The sequence below is a fragment of the Streptomyces sp. NPDC058464 genome, from assembly GCF_042721035.1.
In the GTDB taxonomy this organism is placed as follows: domain Bacteria; phylum Actinomycetota; class Actinomycetes; order Streptomycetales; family Streptomycetaceae; genus Streptomyces.
Genome location: NZ_JBHXMA010000014.1, coordinates 1 through 23,975, shown reverse-complemented (window position 1 = coordinate 23,975; position 23,975 = coordinate 1). Strand labels below are relative to the sequence as shown.

The 23,975-nt window shown below is 71.6% G+C and carries 22 protein-coding genes; 10 read left to right on the top strand and 12 right to left on the bottom strand.

The annotated features are described in order from the left end of the window. The first annotated feature begins 148 nt into the window (after positions 1-148). From ACFWPQ_RS19875 to ACFWPQ_RS19865, 3 genes are all read left to right on the top strand, one after another. Positions 149-1,141, top strand: coding sequence for a phospholipase D-like domain-containing protein (locus ACFWPQ_RS19875; protein ID WP_384036015.1), 993 nt, complete (start codon positions 149-151; stop codon positions 1,139-1,141). 211 nt (positions 1,142-1,352) lie between these two features. Beyond that, the gene (locus ACFWPQ_RS19870) at positions 1,353-2,189 is read left to right on the top strand and encodes a PaaX family transcriptional regulator C-terminal domain-containing protein (RefSeq protein ID WP_384036012.1); all 837 of its coding nucleotides are present in this window, start codon (positions 1,353-1,355) and stop codon (positions 2,187-2,189) included. A gap of 217 nt (positions 2,190-2,406) precedes the next feature. Continuing rightward, complete coding sequence (locus tag ACFWPQ_RS19865) at positions 2,407-4,437, top strand: NAD(+) synthase (RefSeq protein ID WP_384036363.1); 2,031 nt, start codon at positions 2,407-2,409, stop codon at positions 4,435-4,437. Positions 4,438-4,860: 423 nt separating this feature from the next. Here ACFWPQ_RS19865 and ACFWPQ_RS19860 read toward each other — a convergent pair whose 3' ends face one another. Both ACFWPQ_RS19860 and ACFWPQ_RS19855 read right to left on the bottom strand, forming a co-directional pair. Continuing rightward, positions 4,861-5,325 (bottom strand): PaaI family thioesterase, encoded by a 465-nt coding sequence (locus ACFWPQ_RS19860; protein WP_384036009.1) that lies wholly within the window; start codon positions 5,323-5,325, stop codon positions 4,861-4,863. Positions 5,326-5,396: 71 nt separating this feature from the next. Further along, positions 5,397-5,981, bottom strand: coding sequence for a TetR/AcrR family transcriptional regulator (locus ACFWPQ_RS19855; RefSeq protein WP_384036006.1), 585 nt, complete (start codon positions 5,979-5,981; stop codon positions 5,397-5,399). Positions 5,982-6,497: 516 nt separating this feature from the next. Between ACFWPQ_RS19855 and ACFWPQ_RS19850 the strand changes: the two genes are divergently transcribed. Next, a complete protein-coding gene (locus ACFWPQ_RS19850; protein ID WP_384036004.1) occupies positions 6,498-7,109 on the top strand; it encodes a hypothetical protein in 612 nt (203 codons plus the stop codon). 89 nt (positions 7,110-7,198) lie between these two features. On the opposite strand, the gene ACFWPQ_RS19845 is transcribed toward ACFWPQ_RS19850, so the two are convergent. Further along, complete coding sequence (locus tag ACFWPQ_RS19845; RefSeq protein ID WP_384036001.1) at positions 7,199-7,888, bottom strand: DUF6215 domain-containing protein; 690 nt, start codon at positions 7,886-7,888, stop codon at positions 7,199-7,201. A gap of 158 nt (positions 7,889-8,046) precedes the next feature. Here ACFWPQ_RS19845 and ACFWPQ_RS19840 point away from each other — a divergent pair, with 158 nt between their 5' ends. Together ACFWPQ_RS19840 and ACFWPQ_RS19835 are read left to right on the top strand one after the other, a co-directional pair. Then, positions 8,047-8,751: an alpha/beta fold hydrolase gene (locus ACFWPQ_RS19840; RefSeq protein WP_384035998.1), complete on the top strand. Its 705-nt coding sequence runs from the start codon at positions 8,047-8,049 to the stop codon at positions 8,749-8,751. Between the two features lie 56 nt (positions 8,752-8,807). Then, on the top strand, positions 8,808-10,721 hold the full coding sequence (locus ACFWPQ_RS19835; protein ID WP_384035996.1) for a glycoside hydrolase family 5 protein: 1,914 nt from the start codon (positions 8,808-8,810) through the stop codon (positions 10,719-10,721). A 31-nt stretch (positions 10,722-10,752) separates the two neighbouring features. Here the strand turns inward: ACFWPQ_RS19835 and ACFWPQ_RS19830 are convergent, their stop codons facing one another. Beyond that, a complete protein-coding gene (locus tag ACFWPQ_RS19830; RefSeq protein ID WP_384035993.1) occupies positions 10,753-11,583 on the bottom strand; it encodes a BTAD domain-containing putative transcriptional regulator in 831 nt (276 codons plus the stop codon). 285 nt (positions 11,584-11,868) lie between these two features. Continuing rightward, positions 11,869-12,849, bottom strand: coding sequence for a DMT family transporter (locus tag ACFWPQ_RS19825; RefSeq protein ID WP_384035990.1), 981 nt, complete (start codon positions 12,847-12,849; stop codon positions 11,869-11,871). Between the two features lie 459 nt (positions 12,850-13,308). Here ACFWPQ_RS19825 and ACFWPQ_RS19820 point away from each other — a divergent pair, with 459 nt between their 5' ends. After that, positions 13,309-14,586: an FAD-dependent oxidoreductase gene (locus tag ACFWPQ_RS19820; protein WP_384035987.1), complete on the top strand. Its 1,278-nt coding sequence runs from the start codon at positions 13,309-13,311 to the stop codon at positions 14,584-14,586. A 27-nt stretch (positions 14,587-14,613) separates the two neighbouring features. Here ACFWPQ_RS19820 and ACFWPQ_RS19815 read toward each other — a convergent pair whose 3' ends face one another. From ACFWPQ_RS19815 to ACFWPQ_RS19795, 5 genes are all read right to left on the bottom strand, one after another. Continuing rightward, positions 14,614-15,444, bottom strand: coding sequence for a BTAD domain-containing putative transcriptional regulator (locus ACFWPQ_RS19815; protein ID WP_384035983.1), 831 nt, complete (start codon positions 15,442-15,444; stop codon positions 14,614-14,616). An 83-nt stretch (positions 15,445-15,527) separates the two neighbouring features. Then, complete coding sequence (locus tag ACFWPQ_RS19810; RefSeq protein WP_384035980.1) at positions 15,528-16,208, bottom strand: ScbR family autoregulator-binding transcription factor; 681 nt, start codon at positions 16,206-16,208, stop codon at positions 15,528-15,530. A 215-nt stretch (positions 16,209-16,423) separates the two neighbouring features. After that, on the bottom strand, positions 16,424-17,089 hold the full coding sequence (locus tag ACFWPQ_RS19805; RefSeq protein ID WP_384035977.1) for a ScbR family autoregulator-binding transcription factor: 666 nt from the start codon (positions 17,087-17,089) through the stop codon (positions 16,424-16,426). Between the two features lie 174 nt (positions 17,090-17,263). Next, on the bottom strand, positions 17,264-17,461 hold the full coding sequence (locus ACFWPQ_RS19800) for a hypothetical protein (RefSeq protein ID WP_384035974.1): 198 nt from the start codon (positions 17,459-17,461) through the stop codon (positions 17,264-17,266). After that, positions 17,458-18,189 carry an HAD family phosphatase gene (locus ACFWPQ_RS19795; protein WP_384035971.1) on the bottom strand — a complete coding sequence of 244 codons (732 nt, stop codon included), beginning with the start codon at positions 18,187-18,189 and terminating at the stop codon, positions 17,458-17,460. The genes ACFWPQ_RS19800 and ACFWPQ_RS19795 overlap by 4 nt, the downstream gene beginning before the upstream one ends. A 397-nt stretch (positions 18,190-18,586) precedes the next feature. Here ACFWPQ_RS19795 and ACFWPQ_RS19790 point away from each other — a divergent pair, with 397 nt between their 5' ends. Next, positions 18,587-19,543, top strand: coding sequence for a ScbA/BarX family gamma-butyrolactone biosynthesis protein (locus tag ACFWPQ_RS19790; RefSeq protein WP_384035968.1), 957 nt, complete (start codon positions 18,587-18,589; stop codon positions 19,541-19,543). 48 nt (positions 19,544-19,591) lie between these two features. Here the strand turns inward: ACFWPQ_RS19790 and ACFWPQ_RS19785 are convergent, their stop codons facing one another. After that, positions 19,592-20,158: a TIGR03086 family metal-binding protein gene (locus ACFWPQ_RS19785; protein WP_384035966.1), complete on the bottom strand. Its 567-nt coding sequence runs from the start codon at positions 20,156-20,158 to the stop codon at positions 19,592-19,594. Positions 20,159-20,258: 100 nt separating this feature from the next. Between ACFWPQ_RS19785 and ACFWPQ_RS19780 the strand changes: the two genes are divergently transcribed. Beyond that, positions 20,259-21,059, top strand: a complete 801-nt coding sequence (locus ACFWPQ_RS19780; protein ID WP_384035963.1) for a DUF6597 domain-containing transcriptional factor — start codon at positions 20,259-20,261, stop codon at positions 21,057-21,059. 363 nt (positions 21,060-21,422) lie between these two features. Here the strand turns inward: ACFWPQ_RS19780 and ACFWPQ_RS19775 are convergent, their stop codons facing one another. Beyond that, on the bottom strand, positions 21,423-22,103 hold the full coding sequence (locus ACFWPQ_RS19775) for a lamin tail domain-containing protein (RefSeq protein ID WP_384035960.1): 681 nt from the start codon (positions 22,101-22,103) through the stop codon (positions 21,423-21,425). 495 nt (positions 22,104-22,598) lie between these two features. Here ACFWPQ_RS19775 and ACFWPQ_RS19770 point away from each other — a divergent pair, with 495 nt between their 5' ends. Further along, complete coding sequence (locus tag ACFWPQ_RS19770; RefSeq protein WP_384035957.1) at positions 22,599-23,936, top strand: jacalin-like lectin; 1,338 nt, start codon at positions 22,599-22,601, stop codon at positions 23,934-23,936. Positions 23,937-23,975: the final 39 nt, after the last annotated feature.

Below are 23,975 nucleotides of genomic sequence, written 5' to 3'. Positions count from 1 at the left end.
TGCGGCGAGTCCGCTATGTCCGGCTGCCCGCCCCGCAGGTAACGGTGAGTTCACCGGGCTTCCCTTCCTCGGCAGTCTACGCGCGTGGTGTCATGCCCACGCTCACCCACCCCCCACGTGAGCGTCTACTCGACTAGGAGTCACGCACATGCTGTCGAAGCTTCTCGTTCGCGCGGGTGTCGCCCTGGCGGCCGGCACGGCCGTGGTCGCCACCGCGGTCCCCGCGAACGCCGCGAGCTACACCGCGTTCGCCTTCTCGCTCAGCAGCAGCGAGCCGACGATCTACGACTTCATCAACTCGGCCACCAGCTCGCTCGACATGACGATGTACGAGCTGGAGGACACCACGGCCGTCAACGACCTCATCGCCCTCAAGAACAAGGGCGTCACCGTGCGGGTCGTCCTGGACCAGGCGCACAAGAGCGCCAACAACTCCGCCTACACCGCCCTCACGAACGCGGGTGTGGGCGTGGCATGGTCGCCGACGAGCTTCGTCTACACGCACCAGAAGACCATCACGGTCGACGCCACCAAGTCGCTCGTCCTGACGGGCAACCTGACCTCCCAGTACTACTCGACCGGCCGGGACTACGGCGTCTTCACCGACGACACCCGTGACGTCGCGGCGATCGAGAAGGTCTTCAACGCCGACTACGCCGGCACCTCGATCACCCCCACCGACGGCGACCACCTGCTCTGGTCCCCCACCGACTCGCGCAGCCGCCTGCTCACCGTGATCAACGCCGCCACCAAGACACTCGACGTCGAGGAGCTCGAGTTCAGCGACAGCACGGTGGTCAACGCCATCGTCGCCAGAGCCAAGGCGGGCGTGAAGGTGCGGGTCGTCCTGGAGACGCCGGGTGACTACTCCAGCGAGGTGTCCTCGATCAAGAGTGCCGGCGGCACGGTCGTCGGCTACTCCGACCCCAACGGCTTCTACATCCACGCCAAGGCCATGGTCGCCGACTACGGCCTGTCCACCCAGGAGGTGGAGGCCGGCTCCATGAACATCAGCAGCAACTCCCTCTCCAACAACCGTGAGCTGGGCATCATCCTCACGGGTACCGGGGTGGCGCAGTCGGTGGCCACGACCGTCGAGACCACGTTCAACAGCGACTACTCGGGCGGCACCGCCGCGTAGTTCCGGGTCCCCGGGCCCGCCCCGGCCGCGCTTCGGCCCGGCCGGGGCGGGTACCGCCCGCCGCCTCGCCCCCCGCCGCAGGGCGCGCCGCCCGGCGTGCCACCGGCGCCGTGTGCGTCGGCCACCCGCGCCGTGTGCGTCGGCCACCCGCGCCGTGTGCGTCGGCCACCCGCGCCGTGTGCGTCGGCCACGTGGCCGTAATCTTGCGCAGGTGAACGCCGAGACGGTCCCGGAACCCCTGGACGCCCCGCAGCCCCGACCGCAGTCGCTCCTGCTCGCCTTCTTCGGCAACCACGTGCTGGAGCAGGGGCCGCTGGCCGTCTACTCGGGCAGCATCATCACGGTCCTGGGCCGGGCGGGCGTCGGCGAGCAGGCCGTGCGCTCCACGCTCACCCGCATGGTCAACCGGAACCTGCTGCAACGCCAACGGCAGGGCCGCAGGATGTACTTCGGCCTGACACCCCTCGCCACCCAGATCCTGCACGACGGCCGGCGCCGCATCTGGGACACGGGCGCCGTCAACGACGACTGGGACGGCTCCTGGACCCTGCTCGGCTTCTCGCTGCCGGAGTCCTGGCAGCGCCAGCGGCACGACCTGCGCTCCCAGCTCGGCTGGTCCGGCTTCGGGCCGCTCTACAGCGGGCTGTGGATCGCGCCCGGCCGGGTGGACGTCTCCGCCGTCGTCGCCGAACTCGGACTCTCCGCCCACGTGAAGATCTTCCACGCGCTGGCCGACGAGGCGACGGACATCGACCTCATGATCCGCGACACCTGGGACCTCGGGTCGATCGCGGCCCGGTACGAGGACTTCCGCACCCGCTGGGACGCGTGGCGGGCCGGCCCCGACGACGACGCCGTCGTCACCCGGCTGCGGCTGGTCAGCGAGTGGCTGGGCATCATCCGCACCGATCCGCGGCTGCCCGTGCGGCACCTGCCCGCCGACTGGCCGGCCCACCAGGCGGAGACGGCGTTCCACCGTGTCGCGGCGGAGACCGAGGCCCCGGCCCGCCGCATGGCCGCGGCGCTGCTGGAGACCACGCCCCTGTGACCCGGCCGCGCACGGCCGAGCGCCGTGCACCGGCGACCGCCGCGCGGCCTGCGCAGAATGCCTGGTCAGCCCAGATCATCAGGCGATCTATGCTGCTTGGGGCAGGAGGTTCGCCAGTCCGCCGAAGGATCGAAGGATCGAAGGAAAGGGTGCCCGTGTACGGCGACGCTCTCTGTCCGGCATCCACACCGTGTCCGTCTCTCCCGAGGAAGCCCCGTTGAACTTCTGGTCGATCTATGAGCACGGCTTCGCGCGCGTCGCCTCGTGCACGGGCCACACCGTCATCGCCGACCCCCGAGCCAACGCCGAGGCGGTCCTGCGCCAGGCCCGCCGCTGCGCCGAGGAGGGCGTCGCGGTGGCCGTCTTCCCCGAGCTCGGCCTGACCGGTTACTCGATCGAGGACCTGCTGCTCCAGGACGCGGTGCTCGACCAGGTCGAGGGGGCCCTCGCGACGGTCGCGGCCGGTACGGCCGGCCTGCTGCCCGTCCTCGTCGTCGGCGCCCCGCTGCGCCACCGCAACCGCGTCTACAACTGCGCGGTGTTCGTGCACCGCGGCCGGATCCTCGGGGTCGCGCCCAAGTCGTACCCGCCGAACTACCGGGAGTTCTACGAGCGGCGCCAGATCGCCGCGGGCGACGACGAGCGGGGCGGCAGCATCCGGATCGGCGGTGAGAGCGTGCCGTTCGGGGTGGACCTGCTGTTCGAGGCGGAGGACGTCCCCGGACTCGTGCTGCACGCCGAGGTCTGCGAGGACATGTGGGTGCCGGTGCCGCCCAGCGCGGAGGCGGCGCTCGCCGGGGCGACCGTGCTGGTCAACCTCTCGGGCAGCCCGATCACGGTCGGCCGTGCGGAGGACCGCAAGCTGCTGTGCCGCTCCGCGTCGCAGCGCTGTCTCGCCGCGTACGTCTACGCGGCGGCCGGACTCGGCGAGTCGTCGACGGACCTGTCCTGGGACGGCCAGACCATGATCTACGAGAACGGCGCACTGCTGGCCGAGACGGACCGGTTCCCGCTGGACGACCAGTACGCGGTGGCGGACGTGGACCTGGACCTGCTGCGCCAGGAGCGGGCCCGGACGGGGTCGTTCGACGACAACCGCCGTACCCACGCGGCACGCACGGGCGACTTCCGGACCGTCCCCTTCCGCCTCGACCCGCCGACGGCCGACCTCGGGCTGCGCCGTCGCGTCGAGCGCTTCCCCTTCGTCCCGGCCGACCCGCAGCGGCTGGCCCAGGACTGCTACGAGGCGTACAACATCCAGGTCGCCGCGCTCCAGCAGCGGCTGGCGGCGATCGGCGGCCCGAAGGTGGTCATCGGGGTGTCCGGCGGCCTCGACTCCACGCACGCGCTGATCGTCGCCGCCCGTGCCATGGACCGCGCGGGCCGCCCGCGCAGCGACATCCTCGCCTTCACCCTGCCGGGCTTCGCGACCGGCGAGCACACCAAGGGCAACGCCCACCGCCTGATGAACTCGCTCGGTGTGACCGCGGCCGAGCTGGACATCACGCCGACCGCGCGACTGATGCTGCAGGAGATGGGCCACCCGTTCGCCGCCGGCGAGCCGGTCTACGACGTGACCTTCGAGAACGTGCAGGCCGGTCTGCGCACCGACTACCTGTTCCGGCTGGCCAACCAGCGCGGCGGCATCGTCCTCGGCACCGGTGACCTGTCGGAGCTGGCGCTGGGCTGGTCGACGTACGGGGTCGGCGACCAGATGAGCCACTACAACGTCAACTCCGGGGTGCCGAAGACCCTGATCCAGCACCTGATCCGCTGGGTCATCAGCAGCGAGCAGTTCGACGCGGAGACCGGCAGGACCCTTGCCGCGATCCTGGACACGGAGATCAGCCCGGAACTGGTGCCGGGTGAGGAACTGCAGTCCACCGAGTCGAAGATCGGCCCGTACGCGCTGCACGACTTCACCCTCTACCAGGTGCTGCGGCACGGGTTCCGGCCGTCGAAGATCGCGTTCCTGGCCTGGCACGCCTGGCACGACCGGGAGGCGGGCGCCTGGCCGCCCGGTTTCCCCGAGGGCGAGCGCAAGGCGTACGACCTGGCGGAGATCCGGCACTGGCTGGACTACTTCTGCCGGCGCTTCTTCGCCTTCGCCCAGTTCAAGCGCTCGGCGATGCCGAACGGCCCGAAGGTCTCGGCGGGCGGTTCGCTCTCGCCGCGCGGCGACTGGCGTGCTCCGTCGGACAGTTCGGCGAAGGCCTGGCTGAACGACCTGGCCCGCGTCCCGGAGTAGCCGCGCGCCGACGCCGGTCGGGTCTGCCGTCAGCGCCGCGCGCAAGAAACGATCGTCACCACGGTTCGCAGCCTGAGCACGGCCAATGCCCGCCCTACCACGGGGAGTTGGTACACGGCGGTCCTGGTCCGCCTCCCCGAGGAGCGGTCGCCTGCACGGCTGCCCCGCCGGGAGATGGGCCGACTCGGTCTGCCGCGCGGCATACCGTCGGTGACGATGAGCGGCCGGGAGCTGTGCGCGAGCTACTGGGGCCGGCCGGATGATCTTGTGGTGCTGAACACCCGGGTCGACGCAGCCGTTCGCCTGACGGCGAGCCTGCAGGAGGCATGACGCGGACGCTCCCGCCGTTCGGCCGCAACGTCACCGACATCGGGGCTGGGGTCGGCGGCGAGGATGCGCACCCATGCCATGAGAAGCCGGCCCTCAGTTACCGCCCGGCCCCATGATGAGGCAGGTGGTGGTCGCGTGGGCGATCAGTTTCCCGCGCTCGTCAAGCACCTTGCCCTCGGCCGTGGCGGTGGAGCGGCCGACGTGGATGACGGTGCCCTCGGCCGTGAGGGTCTGGCCTCCGATGTGGGCGGCGCGGATGTAGTTGACCTTGAGTTCCAGGGTGGTGTAGCCGACGCCGGCGGGCAGCGTGGTGTGCACGGCACAGCCCATCACGGAGTCGAGGAGGGTGGCCGCGATGCCGCCGTGGACGATGCCGAGGGGGTTGGCGAAGTCGGGGCGGGTGTCGAGCGAGATGACCATGCGGCCGTGCTCCACCTCGTCGAAGCGCATGCCGAGCAGCCGGCCGATGGAAGGGGTGACGCTGCCGGCCGGCTGGTCGGACTGTATCCGGCGCATCAGTTCGAGGCCGGACAGGGCGGCGAGTTCGGCGGTGGTCACGAGTGGCTCCTCAGGTGTGCTGGTGGTGGTGCGGACCGGGCCGCCGTCCGGGCAGCGGGCCGCTGTGGTCGTCACTGGTCGTGGAAGGCGTGGGTGAGCAGTTCCCGCAGTTCGGCGGCGGCCGCGTCCAACGGTGCGGTGGTCCGTTCGGCGCGGCACATGATCACGGCGCCTTCGAGGGCGGCGATGACGAAGGCCGCCAGCCGGGTGCTGCGCGGCCGCGGCAGGCCGTGCCGGTGGAAGTGCGCGGCCAGCGCCTCCCGCCAGCGGGCGAAGACGGCGGCGGCGGAGCGGGCGAGCTGGGGTGCCTCGTCGTTGGTCTCCGCGGCCACGGCGACGACCGGACAGCCCACGCGGTAGTCACTCTCCGCCAGCCGTTCCCGCCACAGCGCGAAGAAGGAGTCGACCGCCGCCAGGGGGTCCTCGGCCGCCATGGCAAGGTCGATCCGCCTCAGCATGTGGTCACCGGCCCGGGTCACCGCCTCCTCGACCAACTGGGCCCGCCCGCCGGGAAAGTGGTGGTACACGGAGCCGCGGGGGGCGCCGGTGCGGGCCAGGACCCGGTCGATACTGGTGGCGCCGGCGCCGTACTCACGGAGCAGTTCCGAGGCACCGCGGAGCATCCGCTCCCGGCTGTCGCTCCTGCGCGGGCTCATGCGGCCACCGCCCTCTCCTCAAAGACACGTCCTCCCCCGAGACACATCATGTCCTTACGGGGCAGTAACTTATGGTGTATGCCATAGAACATGCAAGAGCCATCGACGAACACCCCATCCGGTTTGTGGCCGGCACCCCGCTCGGGGTAGGCTCGATCTTGAGCGAGGCGCCCGACTCCGGGTGACACGCGATGCGTTGGTGGTCCAAGGAAAGACGCTCCGCTTCCTGCGGGGAAATGCAGGTGCAAGGCCTGCCCGGCGCTCCACGCACAGAGCCCCGCCCCTGATCCGTCAGGGGCGGGGCTCTTCGCATGTGCGGTCCGCGTCGGCCGCCTCGCGCACCCTGACGGGCGAACACCCGGCCGACACCCGGACGGCGCCCCGAAGCGAGGCAAACCACCTGGTCAGGTCCCTCGTCGTAGCACGGTCGGAGCCGTGCACGACCGGTGACCGGTTGCGGGGCCTCCCCCCGCTTTCCACGGTGGGCGCAAGAAAGCAGTTCTCGAAAGGAAACCCATGCGCGCCCTAGCCTCCCGCGGCCTCCTCGTCTCCCCCCTGGTCTGTGCCGCCCTGGTCCTCGGCCCGGCGGCCGCCTCCGCTGCCGCCGCCGACACCGGCCGAGCAGCGTCGGGACCCGGTGCCGCGCAGACACTTCCGCGGCCCGGCTCCGACATCGCGACGTTCCTCGACCGGATCGACGCGACGGACACGACACGGTACGACCGCGCCCTGACGCCTCTGCTGGACGCGCTGCCCGGCCTCACCACGGCGCAGGGCACCCGGATCGACCCGACCCGGGCCGCCGCCTACGCCAAGGCGGTCCGCGAGTGGAGCAGCAGGCTCCAGGAGCGGCTGCGGCATCGGCACACGGTCTCCGCCGACCGCACGCACCGGTTCGCACCCCGCGCGGCCGATCCCGTCTCGGACCTGCTGAGCGCGATCCGGTCCGCCGTCGACAGCCTGCTCACCTCGCTGACCTCGCTCGACCTCGGCGGAGTGCTGAGTGCCGCCACCGGCCTGCTCGCCCCGATCCTCGACACGGTCACCGGCCTCCTCGGCGCCGTGCCCCCGCTTCCGGCGCTGCCCCCCGCGGACAGCCTCGTCTCCACGACGACCGTCGCCCCATGAGCAACTGACGGGCCGCGTCGGCGCGGTAGCCGCCGGACCGCCCGGAGACCCGGGCGGTCCGGCGGCTCACCCGGTTCCGCCCGGGGCCGTCAGTGCCCGTTCCAGCCCGGGACGGTCGGCAGCACCTGCTCCGCGACCCGCACCAGGGCCGTGTCGTCCGGCGGTACGTCGTCCTGCCGCCAGATCGAGACCTCGTACGTGCCCTCGCCGTCGTCCTTCCCGTGCTTGGAGACCAGGACGCAGCGCGCGGTGCCGCCGGGGCCCGTGCTCGCCTTGCCGCCGCCGAGGTCGAAGCCTATGGAGAAGGTGGGGCTGGAGTAGAGGACGGCGGGGTGCCCGAGGACGGTCGTCGTGCGGGCGTCGCCCAGCAGACCGCCCGCCTCGGCGACGGTCATGTCGTCGTACGACGCCGTCAGTTTCACGGAGTACGTCTCCAGCGTCACCGTCGCCTCGGGTTCGGCGATCTTCGTGCCGCCGGCGAGCGTCAGCCACTCCCCGCTGCCGTCGGCGGTCTCGATCCGCTCGCGCGAGGTCCCCAACAGGGCCGGCAGGTCCGGGCGGTTGAGCGCCGCGCACAACCGGGCACCGGAGACGTAGCGGGCCGGCAGGTGGTCGTCCGAGGCCGAACAGGTCGCCGGTTCGGCGGACGCGTCCTGCTGGTGGACGAACTGCTTCTGCGCCCACAACGCGCCCACGACGACCGCGAACAGGGCCACCGCCGCAAGCGCCTGAAGTCCCGGTCTGCCGGTCTTTTCGGGCTCGCCGAAACCCTCGGTCATGTCCCCCACCCCCGCTGTGCATCCCCTGTGCGGGCTGGAGCCTAACGGATGTTCACGGGGAAGGCACGCGCCGCACATCCCTCTCGGTGGCCGGGGGTTCGTCCGGGAGTGTTTGATGGCGGGAGCACGCTTCAAGCCGGAGGAAACAGGGGGACGCGGTGGCCGAAGGACGGGTCGTCGAGGCGGGCGGGAGCGCCCTGGTGGTGCGGCGCAGCCCGCGGGACCGGACGCGCGCGGCGGTGCTCGTCCTGCACGGCGGCCAGGAGAACGGACGCCGTCCGGCGCGCCCCTGGCAGCCGGCCGCGCTGCGCATGCGCCCCTTCCTGAGCGCCGCCGCCTCGGTCTCCTCGCCCCGTGACGTGCTGATCGGCCAGGTGCGCTACCGCCACCAGGGCTGGAACGACGCCGCCGACCCGCTCCAGGACACCCTGCGCGCCCTGGACGAGCTGCGCGGCCTGGCCGGTGACGCGTCCGTGGTGCTGGTCGGCCACTCGATGGGCGGCCGGGCGGCCCTGCGCGCGGCGTCCGACCCCTCGGTGAGCGGCGTGCTGGCACTCGCTCCCTGGTGCCCGCCCGGCGACCCGGTCGACGATCTCACCGGGACGCGGATCCTCGTCCTGCACGGGGACCGCGACCGGACCACCGACCCCGCCGACTCGGCGGCGTATGTACGAAAGGCCCGTACGGCCGGCGCACAGGCCGGGATGGTGCTGCTCAGAGGCGGCGACCACGCGATGCTCCGTCGCAGCCGGGACTGGCACCGCGCCTCCGCCGCCGCCATCAGGCGGTTGCTGCGCCCCGAACGCGACCTCGAGGGGTGGACGGCCGAGGCCTGCGCGTCGAACGAGCCGCTTCTGCGCTGACCCGGGCCCTGGTAGGGTGCCTCGCCCCCACGGGACCCCCACGCAGAGGACTGCCGATGCCGATCGCACGATCGTTCCGGATTGTCACGTACCTGACATCCCTGTTCCTGGTTCTCGCCCTGTTCGGCACGGCCCCGGCCACCGCCGGGCCGCGGTCCGCCACACCGGCACCGGCCGCGTCGGCCGGCGGCACCTGGCAGCCCCCACTCTCCACCCGAGGCCGCTACATCGTCGACGCCGCCGGCAACCGCTTCCGCCTCAAGGCCGCCAACTGGGACGGCGCGCAGGGCTCCTGGACGGGCAGCGGCAGCATCGACGACCCCGCCGACCACCACGCCGGCCAGGACTCCTACGGCATCCCCCTCGGCCTGGACCGCGCGCCCCTGTCCCAGCTCCTCGCGGACTTCCAGGCACTCGGCATCAACAGCATCCGGCTGCCGTTCTCCAACGAGATGATCCACACGACGACCCCGGTGCCGGACGCCGCGGTCACCGCCAACCCGCAGCTGCGCGGGAAGACCCCGCTGCAGGTGTACGACGCCGTCGTGACCGCCCTCACCGGCGCGGGCTTCGCCGTCATCCTCAACAACCACACCAACACGAGCCGTTGGTGCTGCGGCGTCGACGGAAACGAGCGCTGGAACACCGGCCAGTCCACCCAGCAGTGGGCCGACGACTGGGTCTTCATGGCCCGCCGCTACGCCGCCGACTCCCGCGTCGTGGGCGCCGACCTCTACAACGAGGTGCGCCGGAACGTGCTCGACGATCCCAACTGGGGCCTCGGCGACGACCACGACTGGTACGCGGCGGCCCAACTGGCCGCCGACCGCATCCTCACCGAGGCGAACCCGAACCTCCTCATCGTCGTCGAGGGCATCAACTGGACCGGCCTGCCGGTCGACGGATTCCCCCACGGCCGCCCCGTGCTCACCCCCGTGCGCACCCTCTCCAACACCCTCGTCGACGCCCACAAGCTGGTCTACTCGGCCCACTTCTACGGCTACACCGGCCCCCACCACAGCGGCGCCACCGGCATCGGCGAGACCAGCGACCCCCGCTACCAGGACCTGACCCGCGACGAGCTGTACCAGGCCCTGGCCGACGAGGCCTTCTTCGTCACCGCCGAGGGCAAGCACTACACCGCGCCCGTGTGGGTCAGCGAGTTCGGCATCGGCGCGAACGAGACCGGCACGGCCGCCCGCACCTGGTTCGGCAACATCACCGACTACTTCGCCGACCACGACACCGACTTCGCCTACTGGCCGCTGGTCGGCTGGGAGGGCCACGACGACTGGGCGCTGCTGCGTTACGACACCTCCGGACACCGGTCCGGCATCCTCGACGGCGGCGACTGGCGGGCCACGGCCTGGGACCACCTCATGAACTCCGCCGGCCGCACGGGGTACGTCGAGCCGGGGACGACCTGGCGGATGCTGGCCACGGACCACGGCGACCAGGTCGAGTCCCTGCGCGTGCGGGCGGGCGGCGACTGGGACTCGGGCGCCTACAAGGCGGTCTGCCCGGACGGGCTGCGGCTGATCGGCCTCGCACACTCCGGCGGTCGCGGGCTGTGCACCGACGCGACCGCCGGCGACCTGCGCGCCACGGGCAGCGCGCAGACGGTGGTCACCGACGAGCGGTACGTGCCGGCGGGCGGCGACTGGGCCTCCGGGTACACCAAGTACCAGTGCCCGGCGGGCCAGTTCGCCATCGGCTACAGCCGTCGCGGGGAGCGGGTGTCGGCGGTGCTGTGCGCACCCGCGCGCGCCGCGCTGGGCACGAGCGGCCGGACGGTCTGGTTCGACCGGTCCGACAACCGGCCCGCCGACGGGGCGGGCGACGACTTCGCCTACGGCGCCTACAAGGGCCAGTGCGCCGCCGGTGAGTACGTCGCCGGAGTCGCCTTCACCACCAGGGCGGGCAGCGCGCAGGGTCCCGCCGCCGTGCTGTGTGTCCCGTTGGCGGCCTAGCCGCCGGGGAACCCCGTTCCCCGGCGGAGGTTCAGGGCACGCGGGCCAGTTCGTCGTGGTGCGGCGGTGGGCCGGGGTCCTCGGCGGTGGCCGTGAGGATGGACTGCTGGAGGCGGCGCAGGCGTGCCGACGGCTCCAGCCCCAGGTCCCTGACGAGGAGGGTGCGCAGCCGCTGGTAGACGAGGAGGGCCTCGCCGCGCCGGCCCGAGCGGTAGAGGGCGAGCATGAACTGCGCGTGCAGGTTCTCGTGGGAGGGGTGGCGGCTGGTCAGGACGGTGAGTTCGGCGAGCAGTTCGCGGTGCCTGCCGAGCCTGAGGTCGGCCTCGATGCGCTGGTCCAGCGCGTACAGCCGGCTCTCCTCCAGCCGCCGCGCCTCGGTGCCCAGGTGGACCCCGGTGGGCACGTCGGCGAAGGGCGGGCCGCTCCACAGGTCGAGCGCCCGGCGCAGGGTGCCGGAGGCGCCCGCGAGGTTCCCGTCGTCCATGGCGCGAACGCCCTGTTCGCGCAGCCGGTCGAACTCCCGGATGTCGCTGCCGCCGCCTCCGGCGGCGAGCAGATAGCCGCCCGGCAGGGTCTCCAGCACGTCCTTGGCGGAGCGGGCGGGTGCGCCGCCGGGATCCGCGCCCCGGCGCAGTGCCGCCGCGATGAGCTCCCTGAGCTGGAGCACATAGGTCTGCAGGGTGGTGCGGGCACTGCGTGGTGGAGTGCCCGCCCAGAGTTCCTCGATCAGGGTCGGGACGGGCACCACCTGGTCGGCGCGCAGGGCCAGCAGGGCCAGCACCTGGCGGGGCTTCGGCGCGGTCGGGGCGATGGAGGCCCCGTTCTCCCGCACGTTCAGTGCGCCCAGCAGCCCGATGTCCACACGCGTCTCCCTGGTCCTCTCATCTGACACTCCGCCAGTAGAAAACAGCATGGACAGTCTGTCAACAGAGCAGCGCCTGGACCATTTCTGACGAGCCGCCGGAGAACGCCGGCAGCACTCCACCCCACCCTTCCCGATCACCGTAGCGCCAGCGTAACCGCACTGTTCCGATGACCGCGGGTGCGGTCTCGATCCGATCGGGCCACTCGACTCGGCCACGGAATCAGGCTGGATCCCGCCCTCGGAGGTCGTTACAAAGAGACCATCCGGTCGGTTACTTCGCGGTCACTCGGGGCGTGCTCCTCGCCCACGGCTGCCGACGGGTACGGCGAGGAACACGATGCCCAGCGCAAGCACCGCCAGTCCGCACCAGGAGACGCCCGGCAGGCGCTCGCCCAGGACCGCGACTCCCAGGACCGCGGCCACGGCAGGCTCGGCCAAGGTCAGGGTCGTCGCGGTCTGGGGGGCGGTGTGGCGCAGGCCGTGCCCGAACAGGCGGTAGCAGAGGAAGGTGGTGACCGCCCCGAGGTACAGGACGACCAGCGCGCCCCGCACCGTCAGCAGCCCGCCACCCGCACCCCACAGCACCACCGGCAGCACGAGCAGCGCCGCTCCCCCGAACATCACGCCCATCACGGCGCCGGAGGCATGCCCGCGGGCGATCAGTTCCCCGCCGACCAGGGCGTACACGGCGTACGACAGCCCCGCGAGCCCGGCCGACAGGACGCCGAGGACGTCCACGGGGGCGCCGTCACCGGCGAGCCCCGGCCCGAGGACGAGCACCGTGCAGCCGAGGACGGCCGCCGCGGTCGCGGTGGCCCAGCGGGCCGAGGGGCGGGAGCGGCGGGTGCACCAGGCGAGGAGGCCGGCGAAGACGGGGGCGCCGCCGAGCGCGATCACGGTGGCCACGGCCACGCCCGTGCGGGCGACGGCGGGATAGAAGGCGAGCGGGTACCCGGCCACCGCGAGGGTGCCGAGGGCGAGCAGCCGGCGCTCGCCGCCGGTGCAGGCCCTTGACAGGGACCGGCTGCCTGGTGCGGTCAGGAACAGCAGCAGACCGCCGAGGACCAGGCCGGCGGCGCCGACGGCCGCGGCCGGCACTCCGGCGGGGGCGAGGGAGCTCGCGGTCCCGGTGGTGCCCCACAGCACGGCGGCCGTGAGGATCGGGAGCGGCCCGGCGAACGGGCCGGAATGGCGGGGACGCGGGCGCGCGGAGGCGGCGCCGCCGAGCGCGCGGGAGGAATGGGATGAGGTGTCGTTCGGCACAGTCGTGAACTTCCGTCGTCGAATACCGTCTGCGGACTGGTTTCGATGCGGGCGCACGACGTGAGCCCCGGGCCGCCTCGGAGGCAGGGCCGGGAGCGTGGGTTCGAGCCGTCAGCGGGTGCGCCCGGTCAGGCGCAGAGCGGCGGCAGAACGACGTGCCAGTAGGTGTTCACGGGGCGATCCTACCGGGACGGGCCGACCGCGGGCGCCGACCGGTACTGACGGTTCCGTGATCATCGGCAGCCGTCCTCCGCACGTCAATGACATGCTCGACGTCACTTGTCGTATGGTTCGACCAAGTTTTGGCCAACGTGCGTCGATATCGTTTCCGGACACCCGCCCGTGGGAGAGACTCACCCGCGGAGGGGGGACGAGCACGTCCGTTTCACGCCCGGACGTGCCATCCCGCAGTGTCGCGCCGCTTTGGGGAAGGCGGCGAGCAGACAAGCGGAGGATTGCATGACGCAGTCGCTTCCGGGGCAGCGCCCTGCCCAGGAGCAGACGTTCGCCGGACACGGGCGGCCACCCGTCGTCGTGATCGGTGCCGGGCCGTACGGACTGTCGGTGGCCGCCCATCTGCGGGCGGCGGGGGCACCGGTCCGCGTCTTCGGTGATGTGATGGGCAGCTGGCGGCACGCCATGGCCACCGGGATGTACCTCAAGTCGACGCCGGACGCGACCGACCTGTCGGCGCCGGAGCCCGGTGGCCGGCTGGCGGACTTCCGGCGCGCGCAGAGCGAGCCGGAGCTGACCGAGCTGACACCGATCCCGTGCGATGTCTTCGTGCGGTACGGGCAGTGGTTCCAGAAGCGGTACGTCGGTGAGGTCGAGCCGGCCCGGGTGACGGCGGTCGAGCCGCCGGCGGACGGCCCCGGCTTCGTCGTCCGGCTGGACGACGGGAAGGAGATGGCGGCCTCGGCCGTCGTGGTGGCGACCGGACTGAACGGTCTCGCCCATGTCCCGGACGAGTTGCGGCAGCTCGCTCCTGAGGGGCCGGGCCCGCGGGCCCGCGTGTCGCACACCAGCCACCACACGGATCTGTCCGTGTACGCGGGACGGCGGGTGGCCGTCGTCGGCGGTGGCCAGTCCGCGCTGGAGAGTGCCGCGCTGCTGCACGAGGCGGGCGCCGAGACTCAGGTCCTGGTGCGCGAGCGGACGGTGCTGTGGGGGATGACGCCCGACCTGGCCCGGCCCTGGACGCAGCGGGTGGCCAAGCCGGCCTCGCCGCTCGGCACGGGCTGGATCCTGGCCGCGGTGTGCGCGTCGCCCGGCGGTGTGCGGTGGCTGCCGGCGTCGGCCCGGCTGCTGCTGTTCCGGCGGGCGCTCGGGCCCTCGGGCGGCTGGTGGCTGCGGGACCGGGTGGCGGGTGTCGTACCGGTGCGCACCGAGCGCCGGGTCACGGGGGCCGCGGTCCACGGGTCGGAGGTGCGCCTGGACGTCGCCGGTCCCGGGGGCGAGCGCGAGTCCCTGGCCGTCGACCATGTGCTGGCGGCCACCGGTTACCGGCTGGATCTGGACGCCCTGCCGTTCCTGTCTCCCGCGGTGCGGGACGCCGTGGCGTGCGTGCCGGGGTCGCGGGCGCCCGCGTTGCGGGGGACGTTCGAGTCGTCGGTGCCGGGCCTGTACTTCACGGGTTCGCTCGCGGCGCCGATGTTCGGGCCGATGATGCGGTTCGTGGCGGGCACGGAGTTCGCCGCCGTCCGCATCGCCCGGCACGCCGCGGCGGCCGTCCGGTAAGTCCGGCAGCCGGTTCGGGCGGGCCCGTCAGCCGATCCGGGCGAGCGGGTCCGCCGTACCGGGACCGGGGGCCGGGGTGTCGTCGGCCGGGGCCGTCAGCACGGACTGCCGGATTCTGCCCAGTGCGGCGGAGGGCTCCAGTCCCTGGTCGCGCACCAGGGTGGTGCGCAGTCGCTGGTAGGCGTCGAGGGCGTCGCTCCGGCGGCCCGAGCGGTGCAGGGCGAGCATGAGCTGGGCGCACAGGCTCTCGTGGGTGGGGTGGCGGGCGGCCAGCACGGTGAGTTCGGGGATCAGCTCGCGGTGCCGGCCGAGCCGCAGGTCGGCCTCGATGCGCTGGTCCAGCGCACACAGCCGGCTCTCCTCCAGTCCCCGGATCCGGGCGTGCAGGTACTCCCCCGCGGAGATGTCGGCCAGGGCCGGGCCCCGCCACAGGTCTAGCGCTGCGCGCAGCAGCCGGGCGGCCTCGCGCTGGTCCCCGGCCTCCCTCGTCCGGTATCCGCTGCCGGCGATCCGCTCGAACTCCCGGACGTCGCTGGCGCCTTCACCGCTGTCGAGGAGATAGCCGCCGGGCACGGTACGCAGGACCTGTTTGGCGGTGCGCGCGCCCGCTCCGTCGCCGGTCTCCGCCAGTGCCGAGGCGATGAGGTCGCGCAGGTGCATGATGTACGTCTGCAGGGTGGGGCGTGCGCTGCGCGGTGGCTGTCGCCCCCAGAGTTCCTCGGTCAGCGTCCCGACGGTCACCGCCCGGTCGGCGTGCAGTGCGAGCACGGCGAGTACCTGACGCGGCTTGGGTGCGGTCGGGATGATGGGGACGCCGTTCTCACGCACGTCGAGAGCGCCGAGTATGCCGATGTCCATGCCGTACCTCTGCTCGTCCGCCACCGTGGGTGGTGCGGGGCGATTCCTTGGGCCCCCGAGTCAAAAACGGCACGGGCGGTTTGTCAAACCGAACTCCGGCCGGTCGGCGCGCTCTTGGCCCGCGACCAGGGGTCGGAGCAGGCGTCGGAGCAGGTGTCGGGATGCGCGACGCCTGCGAACTGGTCGCCCCGGGCTGCGAGTTGGGGCAGCACGAGGGACCAGAACTGCTCGACGTGCCGGGGTGAGATCCGGTCGCGGTCCTCCGCGCCGAGCACCTCGAAGCCGACCGTCGCGGCGACTATCACCGCGGCCACCCGGTCCGGTGACACCCCTTCGGCCAGCTCCCCCGAACGCTGCGCGCGCAGCAGTTCCTCGCACACCCAGGCACGCCACCAGCAGCCGAAGCCCATGGCGTTCTTGCGGGAGGGATCGACGCTCAGCTTGAAACCGGCGCGGACGACGACGTCGGCGGCGACCGCACCCAGGACCTCGCGGGTGACCGTGACCAGCAGGTGCAGTGCGGAGGCGGCCGACGGCCGCCGGTCGGCGACCAGTTGCTCGACGGACCGCCGGGCCGCGCTCTCCACCTCGATCGCGAGGGCGTCCTTGTTGGGGAAGTGGAAGTGCAGCGCTCCGGTGCTCACTCCCGCCCGCCGGCTGATCGCCGGCAGCGAGGACAGCGCGTACCCGTCGGCGGCGAAGATCTCCGCGGCGGCAACGACGAGGGCCTGGCGGGTTCGGGCCGCCCGGAGCTGCTTCACCATCGCGTCCCCCTGTTGATCCGGGCGAACCCGGAATTGGGTGGTCAGATTCCCCTTGGGCCTGCAACGTTCCGATACGAAAGCCTTGGCGAACAGCATGGCTGGGAGGCTTGCCGGTGCTCGGGGTCCGGCCGGACTGTTCCGGCGGCCCTCGCACCCCGCCCGAGGCGTGACTCCACGGGCTAACAAACCAGGAAGGCGGTTTGGTTCGAGGCTGGTCAGGCCTCGGTGGGTACGGGCGGTTCCTGCCGGTTGCGCTCGACTTCCTCGACGACCCGGGCGCCCCGGTCGGGCGCGGTGTCCAGCCGGATCAGGGCCGCGGGAGTGGCTATGGCCGGGAGTACGTGGTTGTAGAGGACGGAGATGCGGTCGTTGAGGTCGGTCCAGTCGGAGACGACCTCGGACATGAACTGGGTCCCGATCCAGGCCCCGAGGAAGCACTCGGCGGTCTCGCGCGGTGTGACGTGCGGCAGCACCTCGCCGCGCTCCTTCGCCTCCACGAGCTTGTCCGTCACCAGCTGGGTCCAGGCGGGCCAGGCACTGCCGAACAGGGAACGCCCCTGGATGTCGGCGGACAGCCGTATGCCGGCGAGGAGGATGACCTCCTTGGGGATCCGGTAGGCCAGCGTCATGCCGATGTCCACCCACTCCTGGAGCTTCAGCTCGCGCGGAACCCAGTAGTCGTCGCTGATCTGGGCGTTGATCACACCCCGCGCGAGGGCTTCCTTGGAGTCGAAGTGGAAGTAGAGGGCGCCCTTGGTGACTCCGGCCCGCTCGAGGATCTCGGAGATGGTCGCCGCCGTGTATCCGCGCTCCGCGAAGACCGCGGCGGCGGCCTCGACAACAGCGCGACGGGTCCGAATCGCACGCTCCTGACGCACCATGGGGACCCCTCCTCGGTCAAAACAAAACCGGACGTGACGTACCTTACCCCAATCGGGGGTCGGTATTTCGGCCGCACAATATCGATTCCCGGACGGCCCCGCCCTGATCCCACGCCGGTTTCGCGCAGGTCCCGCGCCGGAGCCGGAGCCTCGGTGCGGTACCTGCCGGGCAGTTCACCAGGCGGTGCGACCGCCGTCCACGGTAAGTGTGGCAGCCGCGACGAGGCCCGCCCTGCCACCGCACAGCCGGGCGGCCGCCTCCGTGCCCTCCTCCGGACCGGCGGCGCGGGCCGCGGCGACCGCGATGCGGCCGCTCACGCCGGTGACGGGAGCGCCCCGGCCCGCCAGTACGGCACCGTCCCCGGCGGTCATCCGGTCGTCTCACGCACGCCGGAGAGAGAGTCGGCGTCCTGCCAGACGGTGCCGAGCCCGGCCTCCCGGTCGAGGGTGCGCAGGCGCTCCTCGTCGATCTCGGTGAGGCCGCCGACCAGGTGCCGGACGCCGAGTTCGCGCATCAGCTCGCGCTGGAAGCCGTGTGCGAAGGTGCTGGGGTGGCCCACGAAGGGCACGTCCAGTTCCTTGGCATGGCCGGCGAAACGGGCGACGTCGTCGATGAAGAGGACCTGGTGGTGTTCGAGGCCGAAGCGGTCCTGGGCGATCTCCCGGATGCCCGGGCGGAAGTCGTTGGTGCAGATGTAGTGCGGCGCCGTGAACAGGTGCTCCCAGGCGCCGAGATGACGGCGGAAGTGGTCCTCGTCGAGGCCGCCGTAGCAGATGACGTCCAGGCCCAGGGCGCGCAGCCGGTGCAGGAGTTCCTCGGCGCCGTCGAGGATGTGGACGGGGTGGTCGCGCAGGTAGCGCTCGCGCTCGGCGAAGTAGTCGGCGACGGCCTCCTGCTCGCTCACCCCGGCGCCGGTCTCCTCCAGCAGCACCTTCGCGGCCGCGAGCCGGGACTGCGAGAAGAGCCGCTGCTCGAGCTCCCGGGTGTACGCGCCGCCGTACTTGAGGACGAGACGGTGCAGAACGGGGCTGAAGCTGTCGTTGAGCAGGACGCCGTCGATGTTGACGGCGGCGAGGCGCAGGGTGCGCAGTGGTTCCATCGGGGGTCTCCCTCTCGCAGGCCGTTCGACAATCATGCAGGGGCTGTCGAGGCGGGGTGCGGTTCGGGCACCACGTCAGGAGGGCCGACGCCGGGGGGACTTGGCCAAAAGAGACCGTCGGACAGGTTTTCGCGCGGGCGGCCCGGACTCCGGCCCCATCGACAACAAGCCGTCGACATCTGCCACTTAGTCCGTTTTTCGCCGTGCCTTCAGCGTGGTTGAGCGCAAAAATACTTGGCCAAACCACCACTGAGCGGAGTCATGCATGGATCGAGTCGAACCACGCTTGGTGAATCCTTTACCTGGTGGCCGGCCCGAGAAAACCGGTAGGTCCGTATCTTATAGGCGTCGAACAGAGCTTCAAGCCAACGAAGAGCTATCCGACGGGGGGTTGCCGATGAGTCTGTCCGCAGGCGAGATCGGAATCGGTCTGCCCGCACTGCCCCGGCTGACCACCACGGTCCCCAAGGAGTACGTGCACCGCGCATCCCTCGCCGAGGTGTTCCTCACCGGCTGTACCGCCCAGGACGACGGACTGCGGTTCTCCCTCACCGGACAGTGGCCCCGCGCCCACACGTTCTTCAACAGCCCCGACGGTTCGAGCCATGACCCGCTCCAGGCCGCAGAGACGTTTCGTCAGGCCGGTATGTTCGTGACGCACGCGGAACACGGTGTCCCGCTCGGCCATCACTTCGTGCTGTGGTCGCTCAGCTGCCACACCGATCTGGAGCGGCTGCGGATCGCCTCCCGGCCCACCGACTTCGAACTCGACGTGACCTGCCCGGACTCCGCACCGCGCGGCCGGGCTTCCGCGCGCCGGATGGGCATCGGGTTCGTCCTGCGCCGGGACGGCCTGCCCGTGGCCCACGGGGAGGGGCGCTACTCCATCGTCACACCGCCCGTCTACGCCCGGCTGCGCGCCAACCGGCCGGAGCGGCAGGCGGCTTCGGCCGGCCCCGTCGTCGCGCCCGTCCCGATGCCACCGGCGGCCGTGGGCCGCACCTCCCCCGCCGACGTGGTGCTGACGGCCACGGGCGCGCCGGACCGCTGGCTGCTCACCCCGGACCTGGACCACCCGATCCTGTTCGACCACGGCGGTGATCACCTGCCCGGCATGGTCCTGATGGAGGGCGCCCGCCAGGCCGCCTGCGCCCGGCTGGCGCCCCGTGTGCTGATCCCGGCGAGCACGTCCACGTCGTTCAACCGGTACGTCGAACTCGACAGCCCCTGCTGGATCGACATCACGGGGGTGACGACCAGGGGCGACGGCACGGCGACCGTCGACGTCGTCGGCGTGCAGGACGGCGAGGTCGTCTTCACGTCCGCGGTGAGCGGACCGGTGGCCGGGGTCTGAGAACACCCCGTGTCCGATCGTGCGCCGAGCATTCGCCGGAGGAGGGGATCAGCCCGTGGACCGGTCCCAGCCCGGGTTGCGGCCGGAGGCCGCAAGGGCGCGATCCAGGAACGAGGCGGTGGCAGGCACCGGCACCGGAGTGGCGAAGCCACCGTACCGGCGATACGTCTCGGCGTGCTCCTCGACCACTCCGAGAACCAGACGGGCCAGATCGTCCTCGACCACGACCTGCTGACCGGTGGCCTTGGCGACGTCCCAGCCGTGGAGCGCCATCTCCTTGATCACCATCTGGGCGATCGACGCTGCCGGCATGGTCATCCCGCCCAGATCCACCTCCCCCTCCCAGACGGCCGGATCCGACCAGGCCGCCACCGCACGGTCGAGCCGGTCCGCGTAGGCACCGGCCCAGCCGGGGTCGGTGGTGAAGTCGCGTGTCACCAGCTCTTCCGGCAGAGACTCCCGGCGTGCCCGGCGTTCGAGGCCGTGGGAGGTGTAGAGCACCCAGTGGTTGACCAGGGTCCTGGTGTCGAAATCGGCGCAGGGCGTCGGCCCGCTCAGCTGCTCCGTTCGGACACCGCGGGCAATGCGCGCGGCCTCCGCTGCGGCATGAGCCATGAGGGGGTGAAGTGGGTGGATCGGGTGACCGTTCATGTGCCGATCCTTGCCCCATCGGCGAACCGTGTCTTGAACAAACGCGACAGTTAGCCTGGCGGGTATGACCTCACCAGACCTCGGACGTGGGGTGCTCCATCCCGGCCAGGCCGCAGCCGCGATCACCCTGACCCGGCACGGTCCCGACCCGCAACTGGCGCGCTTCGTCGAGTTCTACTGGCTGGTGCGCTGGCACCGTGACGGCCTGCCGGCCTACGAACAGAAGGTGCTCGCCCACCCCAACGTCCACCTCGCCTTCGAGGCGCCCTCCGCTCTCGTCTACGGGGTCAGCCGGTCACTCTTCGTACGCAGGCTGGAAGGGACCGGACACGTGCTCGGAGTCAAGTTCCGCCCTGGAGGGTTCCGCCCGTTCACCGACCGCCCGGTGGCCGACCTCGCCGACCGGTCCGTCCCGGCCGCCGAGGTCTTCGGCTCCGGGACGGACCTGCTCAATGACGAGGTGCTCCGCAGCGTCGGGGATCCCGCTGCCATCGCCTCCCGCGTGAACTCCTTTCTGCTCACCCGCGTGCCGGAGCCCGATCCGGTGGCCGAGCAGGTCGCTGCAATGGTCGAGCGCATCACCGGCTCGCCCGATCTGCGCAGGGTCGACCAAGTGGCCGAGGAGTTCGGCATCACTGTGCGTCGACTGCAACGCCTGTTCGCCGAGTATGTCGGCGCCGCCCCGAAGTGGGTTCTGCGCCGAGCCCGGCTGCACGAGGCCGCCGAGCGCGCCGACCAGGGCACGGACATCGACTGGGCGGCGCTCGCCGCGGACCTCGGCTACGCCGATCAGGCCCACTTCACCCGCGACTTCACGTCCACGGTCGGTACGTCACCGGTTCGCTATGCCTCGGGCCAACCGTGAGTCCTGCCCGACGTGGCCGGCCTCAGCAGCAACGCAAGAGATCCCGGGCCGTGCCTGCCGCCATGACTGCGTCAGGTTTCGTCATCGTCGGCGTACGGGTCGCGCAGCCCCCGGAGTCCCCGGGCAGATCGGGGAGTTGAGACGAGCAGCGGCCGAACATGTCGGTGTGGCGGCCTTCCGAAGATCGACGACATCGACCCGCGAGGATTCCGCCGTACGCTCAGCTCTGGTCAACGACCTCCCGAGGCCGGCCGGTCCTGAGCGCACGATCTGAACTCGGATGTTGTGCCTCAACCCTCTGGACCAGGGCCGGCGGGGCCGCCGCCGGGCCCCCGAAGGGGCCTGGCGGCGGAGGTCCCACTATCAGTGGCGGCGGTCGAAGGTGTGCCGGTCGCCCCCGTCACGGTGACCGAAGTCGCGCCGGTCACCCCCGTCACGGTGACCGAAGTCGCGCCGGTCACCCCCGTCACGGTGACCGAAATCGCGCCGGTCACCCCCGTCACGGTGACCGAAGTCGCGCCGGTCGCCCCCGTCACGGTGACCGAAGTCGCGCCGGTCGTCCATGTCACGGCGGTGGTGCAGGCTCCAGGAGGCGGAGTCGACGTAGCGCCCGTTCTCGTTGCGCAGGGTCGCGGTGTCGGCGTCGTGGTTCCACACGGAGGAGCGGCGGTCCTGGTACAGGTCCGCCCTGGTGTCCCGGCCTTCCCCGGTGTGGACGCGGACCGTGGCGCCGCCCTCCAGCCGGTAGTGGCGGAAGGTGTAGCTGTGACCGTCGGCGTCCGACAGCGTCCAGCCGCCGAGGTTCACGTCCCGGCGGGCTGTGTTGGTGACGTCCACCCACTCCCGGTTCAGGGCGCGGCCGGAGTAGACCGCCCTGCCCTGCACGTCGTGCTGTACGGCACTGATGACGACCGCGTCGCGGTGCGCCAGGGCGGGGTGCGGAGCGGCCGCCGCGGCCGGCAGGGCCGTGACGCCCACCAGGGCGGCCGCCACGGCGGCGGCGGAGCCCAGACGGCGGGCGGTCGCGGAAACGGAAACGGACACGTGGTCCCCCTTCACGGGGTTCGCGCACACCCCCGCCGCGTGCGGCGCGAAGCCGCAGGCCGCGAGGGGTGTGTGGGGCTGGATGGCGGCCGGGCGGCCGCGCATCCACACCTTGCAACCCGGCCGTGCGGCGCTCGGGACGCACACGGCGCCTATTACGGATCCTTCGCTTTCCTATGACTCTCGCATGTAGCGTCCATTTATGAGTTGAATGAGTGGATTTGATGGCTCTTCAGCCCCTTCTGCCCCGCAGACAGCGGCCTCGGCCGCCACCGGACCACCGGGCGAACAGCGCCCCGGTCACCCGAAAGTGAGTAACAGTCAGCGCCCGATCGGCCCCACGGGCGGAAGTCGATCTTCTGGCCGTCACGTGGAATTTCCAAACTGGTTAGTAACAAGAGGGGGTCCGAAGAAAGCGTTTGCCGCTACGTTTTGCCGTGCCTCATTGGCATGCCCACAACTCTCAGCGCACACCTCCCCGTAGGAGACACCCCCATGCGCAGACTCGTTGCCTGTCTGGCGGCCGCCGTCGCCGCTCTCGGCGGGCTCACGGCGACGGCCACCCCGGCCGCGGCGGCCGGCTCGGGCACGTTCAGCGTGCTCACGTACAACGTCGCCGGGCTTCCGGAAGGCCTGTCGAGCGCCCCCACCCCGCGCGACACCAGCACCACGGAGATCGGCACGCGCATCGCGCCGTACGACATCGTCAACGTCCAGGAGGACTTCAACTACCACGCGTACCTGTACGCCACCGACACCCACCCCTACCGCACCGCGACCAGCGGCGGCGCGGGCATCGGCAGCGGGCTCAACACCGTCTCCAACTACGCGTGGGACGGGGACGACTTCGAGCGCGTCGGCTGGAACTCCTGCCAGATCGACTCCGGCGACTGCCTCACGCCGAAGGGCTTCACCTTCATGCGCGAGCGGCTCGCCGAGGGCGTCTACGTCGACTTCTACAACCTGCACACCAACGCGGGCACGAACGACGGCGACGAGGCCTCCCGGGCCGACAACCTCAGCCAGCTGACCTCGTTCATCAGCACCCACTCGGCCGGCAACGCGGTGGTGGTGATGGGTGACACCAACACCCGCTACACCCGCACCGCCGACACCATCGCCGAGTTCGCCTCGAACAACGGGCTCACCGACGCCTGGGTGCAGCTGATCCGCGGCGGCAGCGCGCCGGCCAAGGGCAGCGACGCGCTGGTCTGCGACCAGTCCGGGGCGACCGTGCCCAACACCTGCGAGGTCGTGGACAAGGTCCTGTACCGCAGCAGCAAGCTGGTGAACCTGAGCGCGACCTCGTACAACAACGAGCACGCCAAGTTCCTGACGTCCGACGGGCTGATGCTCTCCGACCACGACCCGATCACGGTCGGCTTCTCCTGGTCGCAGAACGCCAACTTCCAGCTGAGCGACCAGTTCGGCGGTCCGCACGGCGACTACTACCAGGACATCGACAAGGTGGCCGCCGGCGCCCGCGCCACCACCATCTCGCTGCGCACCGGATCCCGGGTCGACCAGGTCGGCATCACCCTCGCCGACGGCACGACGCTCACCCACGGCGGCACCGGCGGCACGGCGTCCTCGCTGACGCTGGGCAGCAGTGAGTACGTGACGACGGCGTACCTGTGCGAGAGCAAGTACAACAACACGACCCGCATCTTCTACGCGAAGTTCACCACCAACCTGGGCCGCACCCTCGCCGGTGGTACGACGACCTCGGACTGCGTGACCCGCACCGCCCCGTCGGGCTGGCAGATCGCCGGCTTCCACGGCCGCTCCGGTGACGAGCTCGACAAGGTCGGCTTCATCTACACCAAGCGCTGACCGCGTCCGGCCGGCCGGCGGGCGTCACGAACGCCCCCC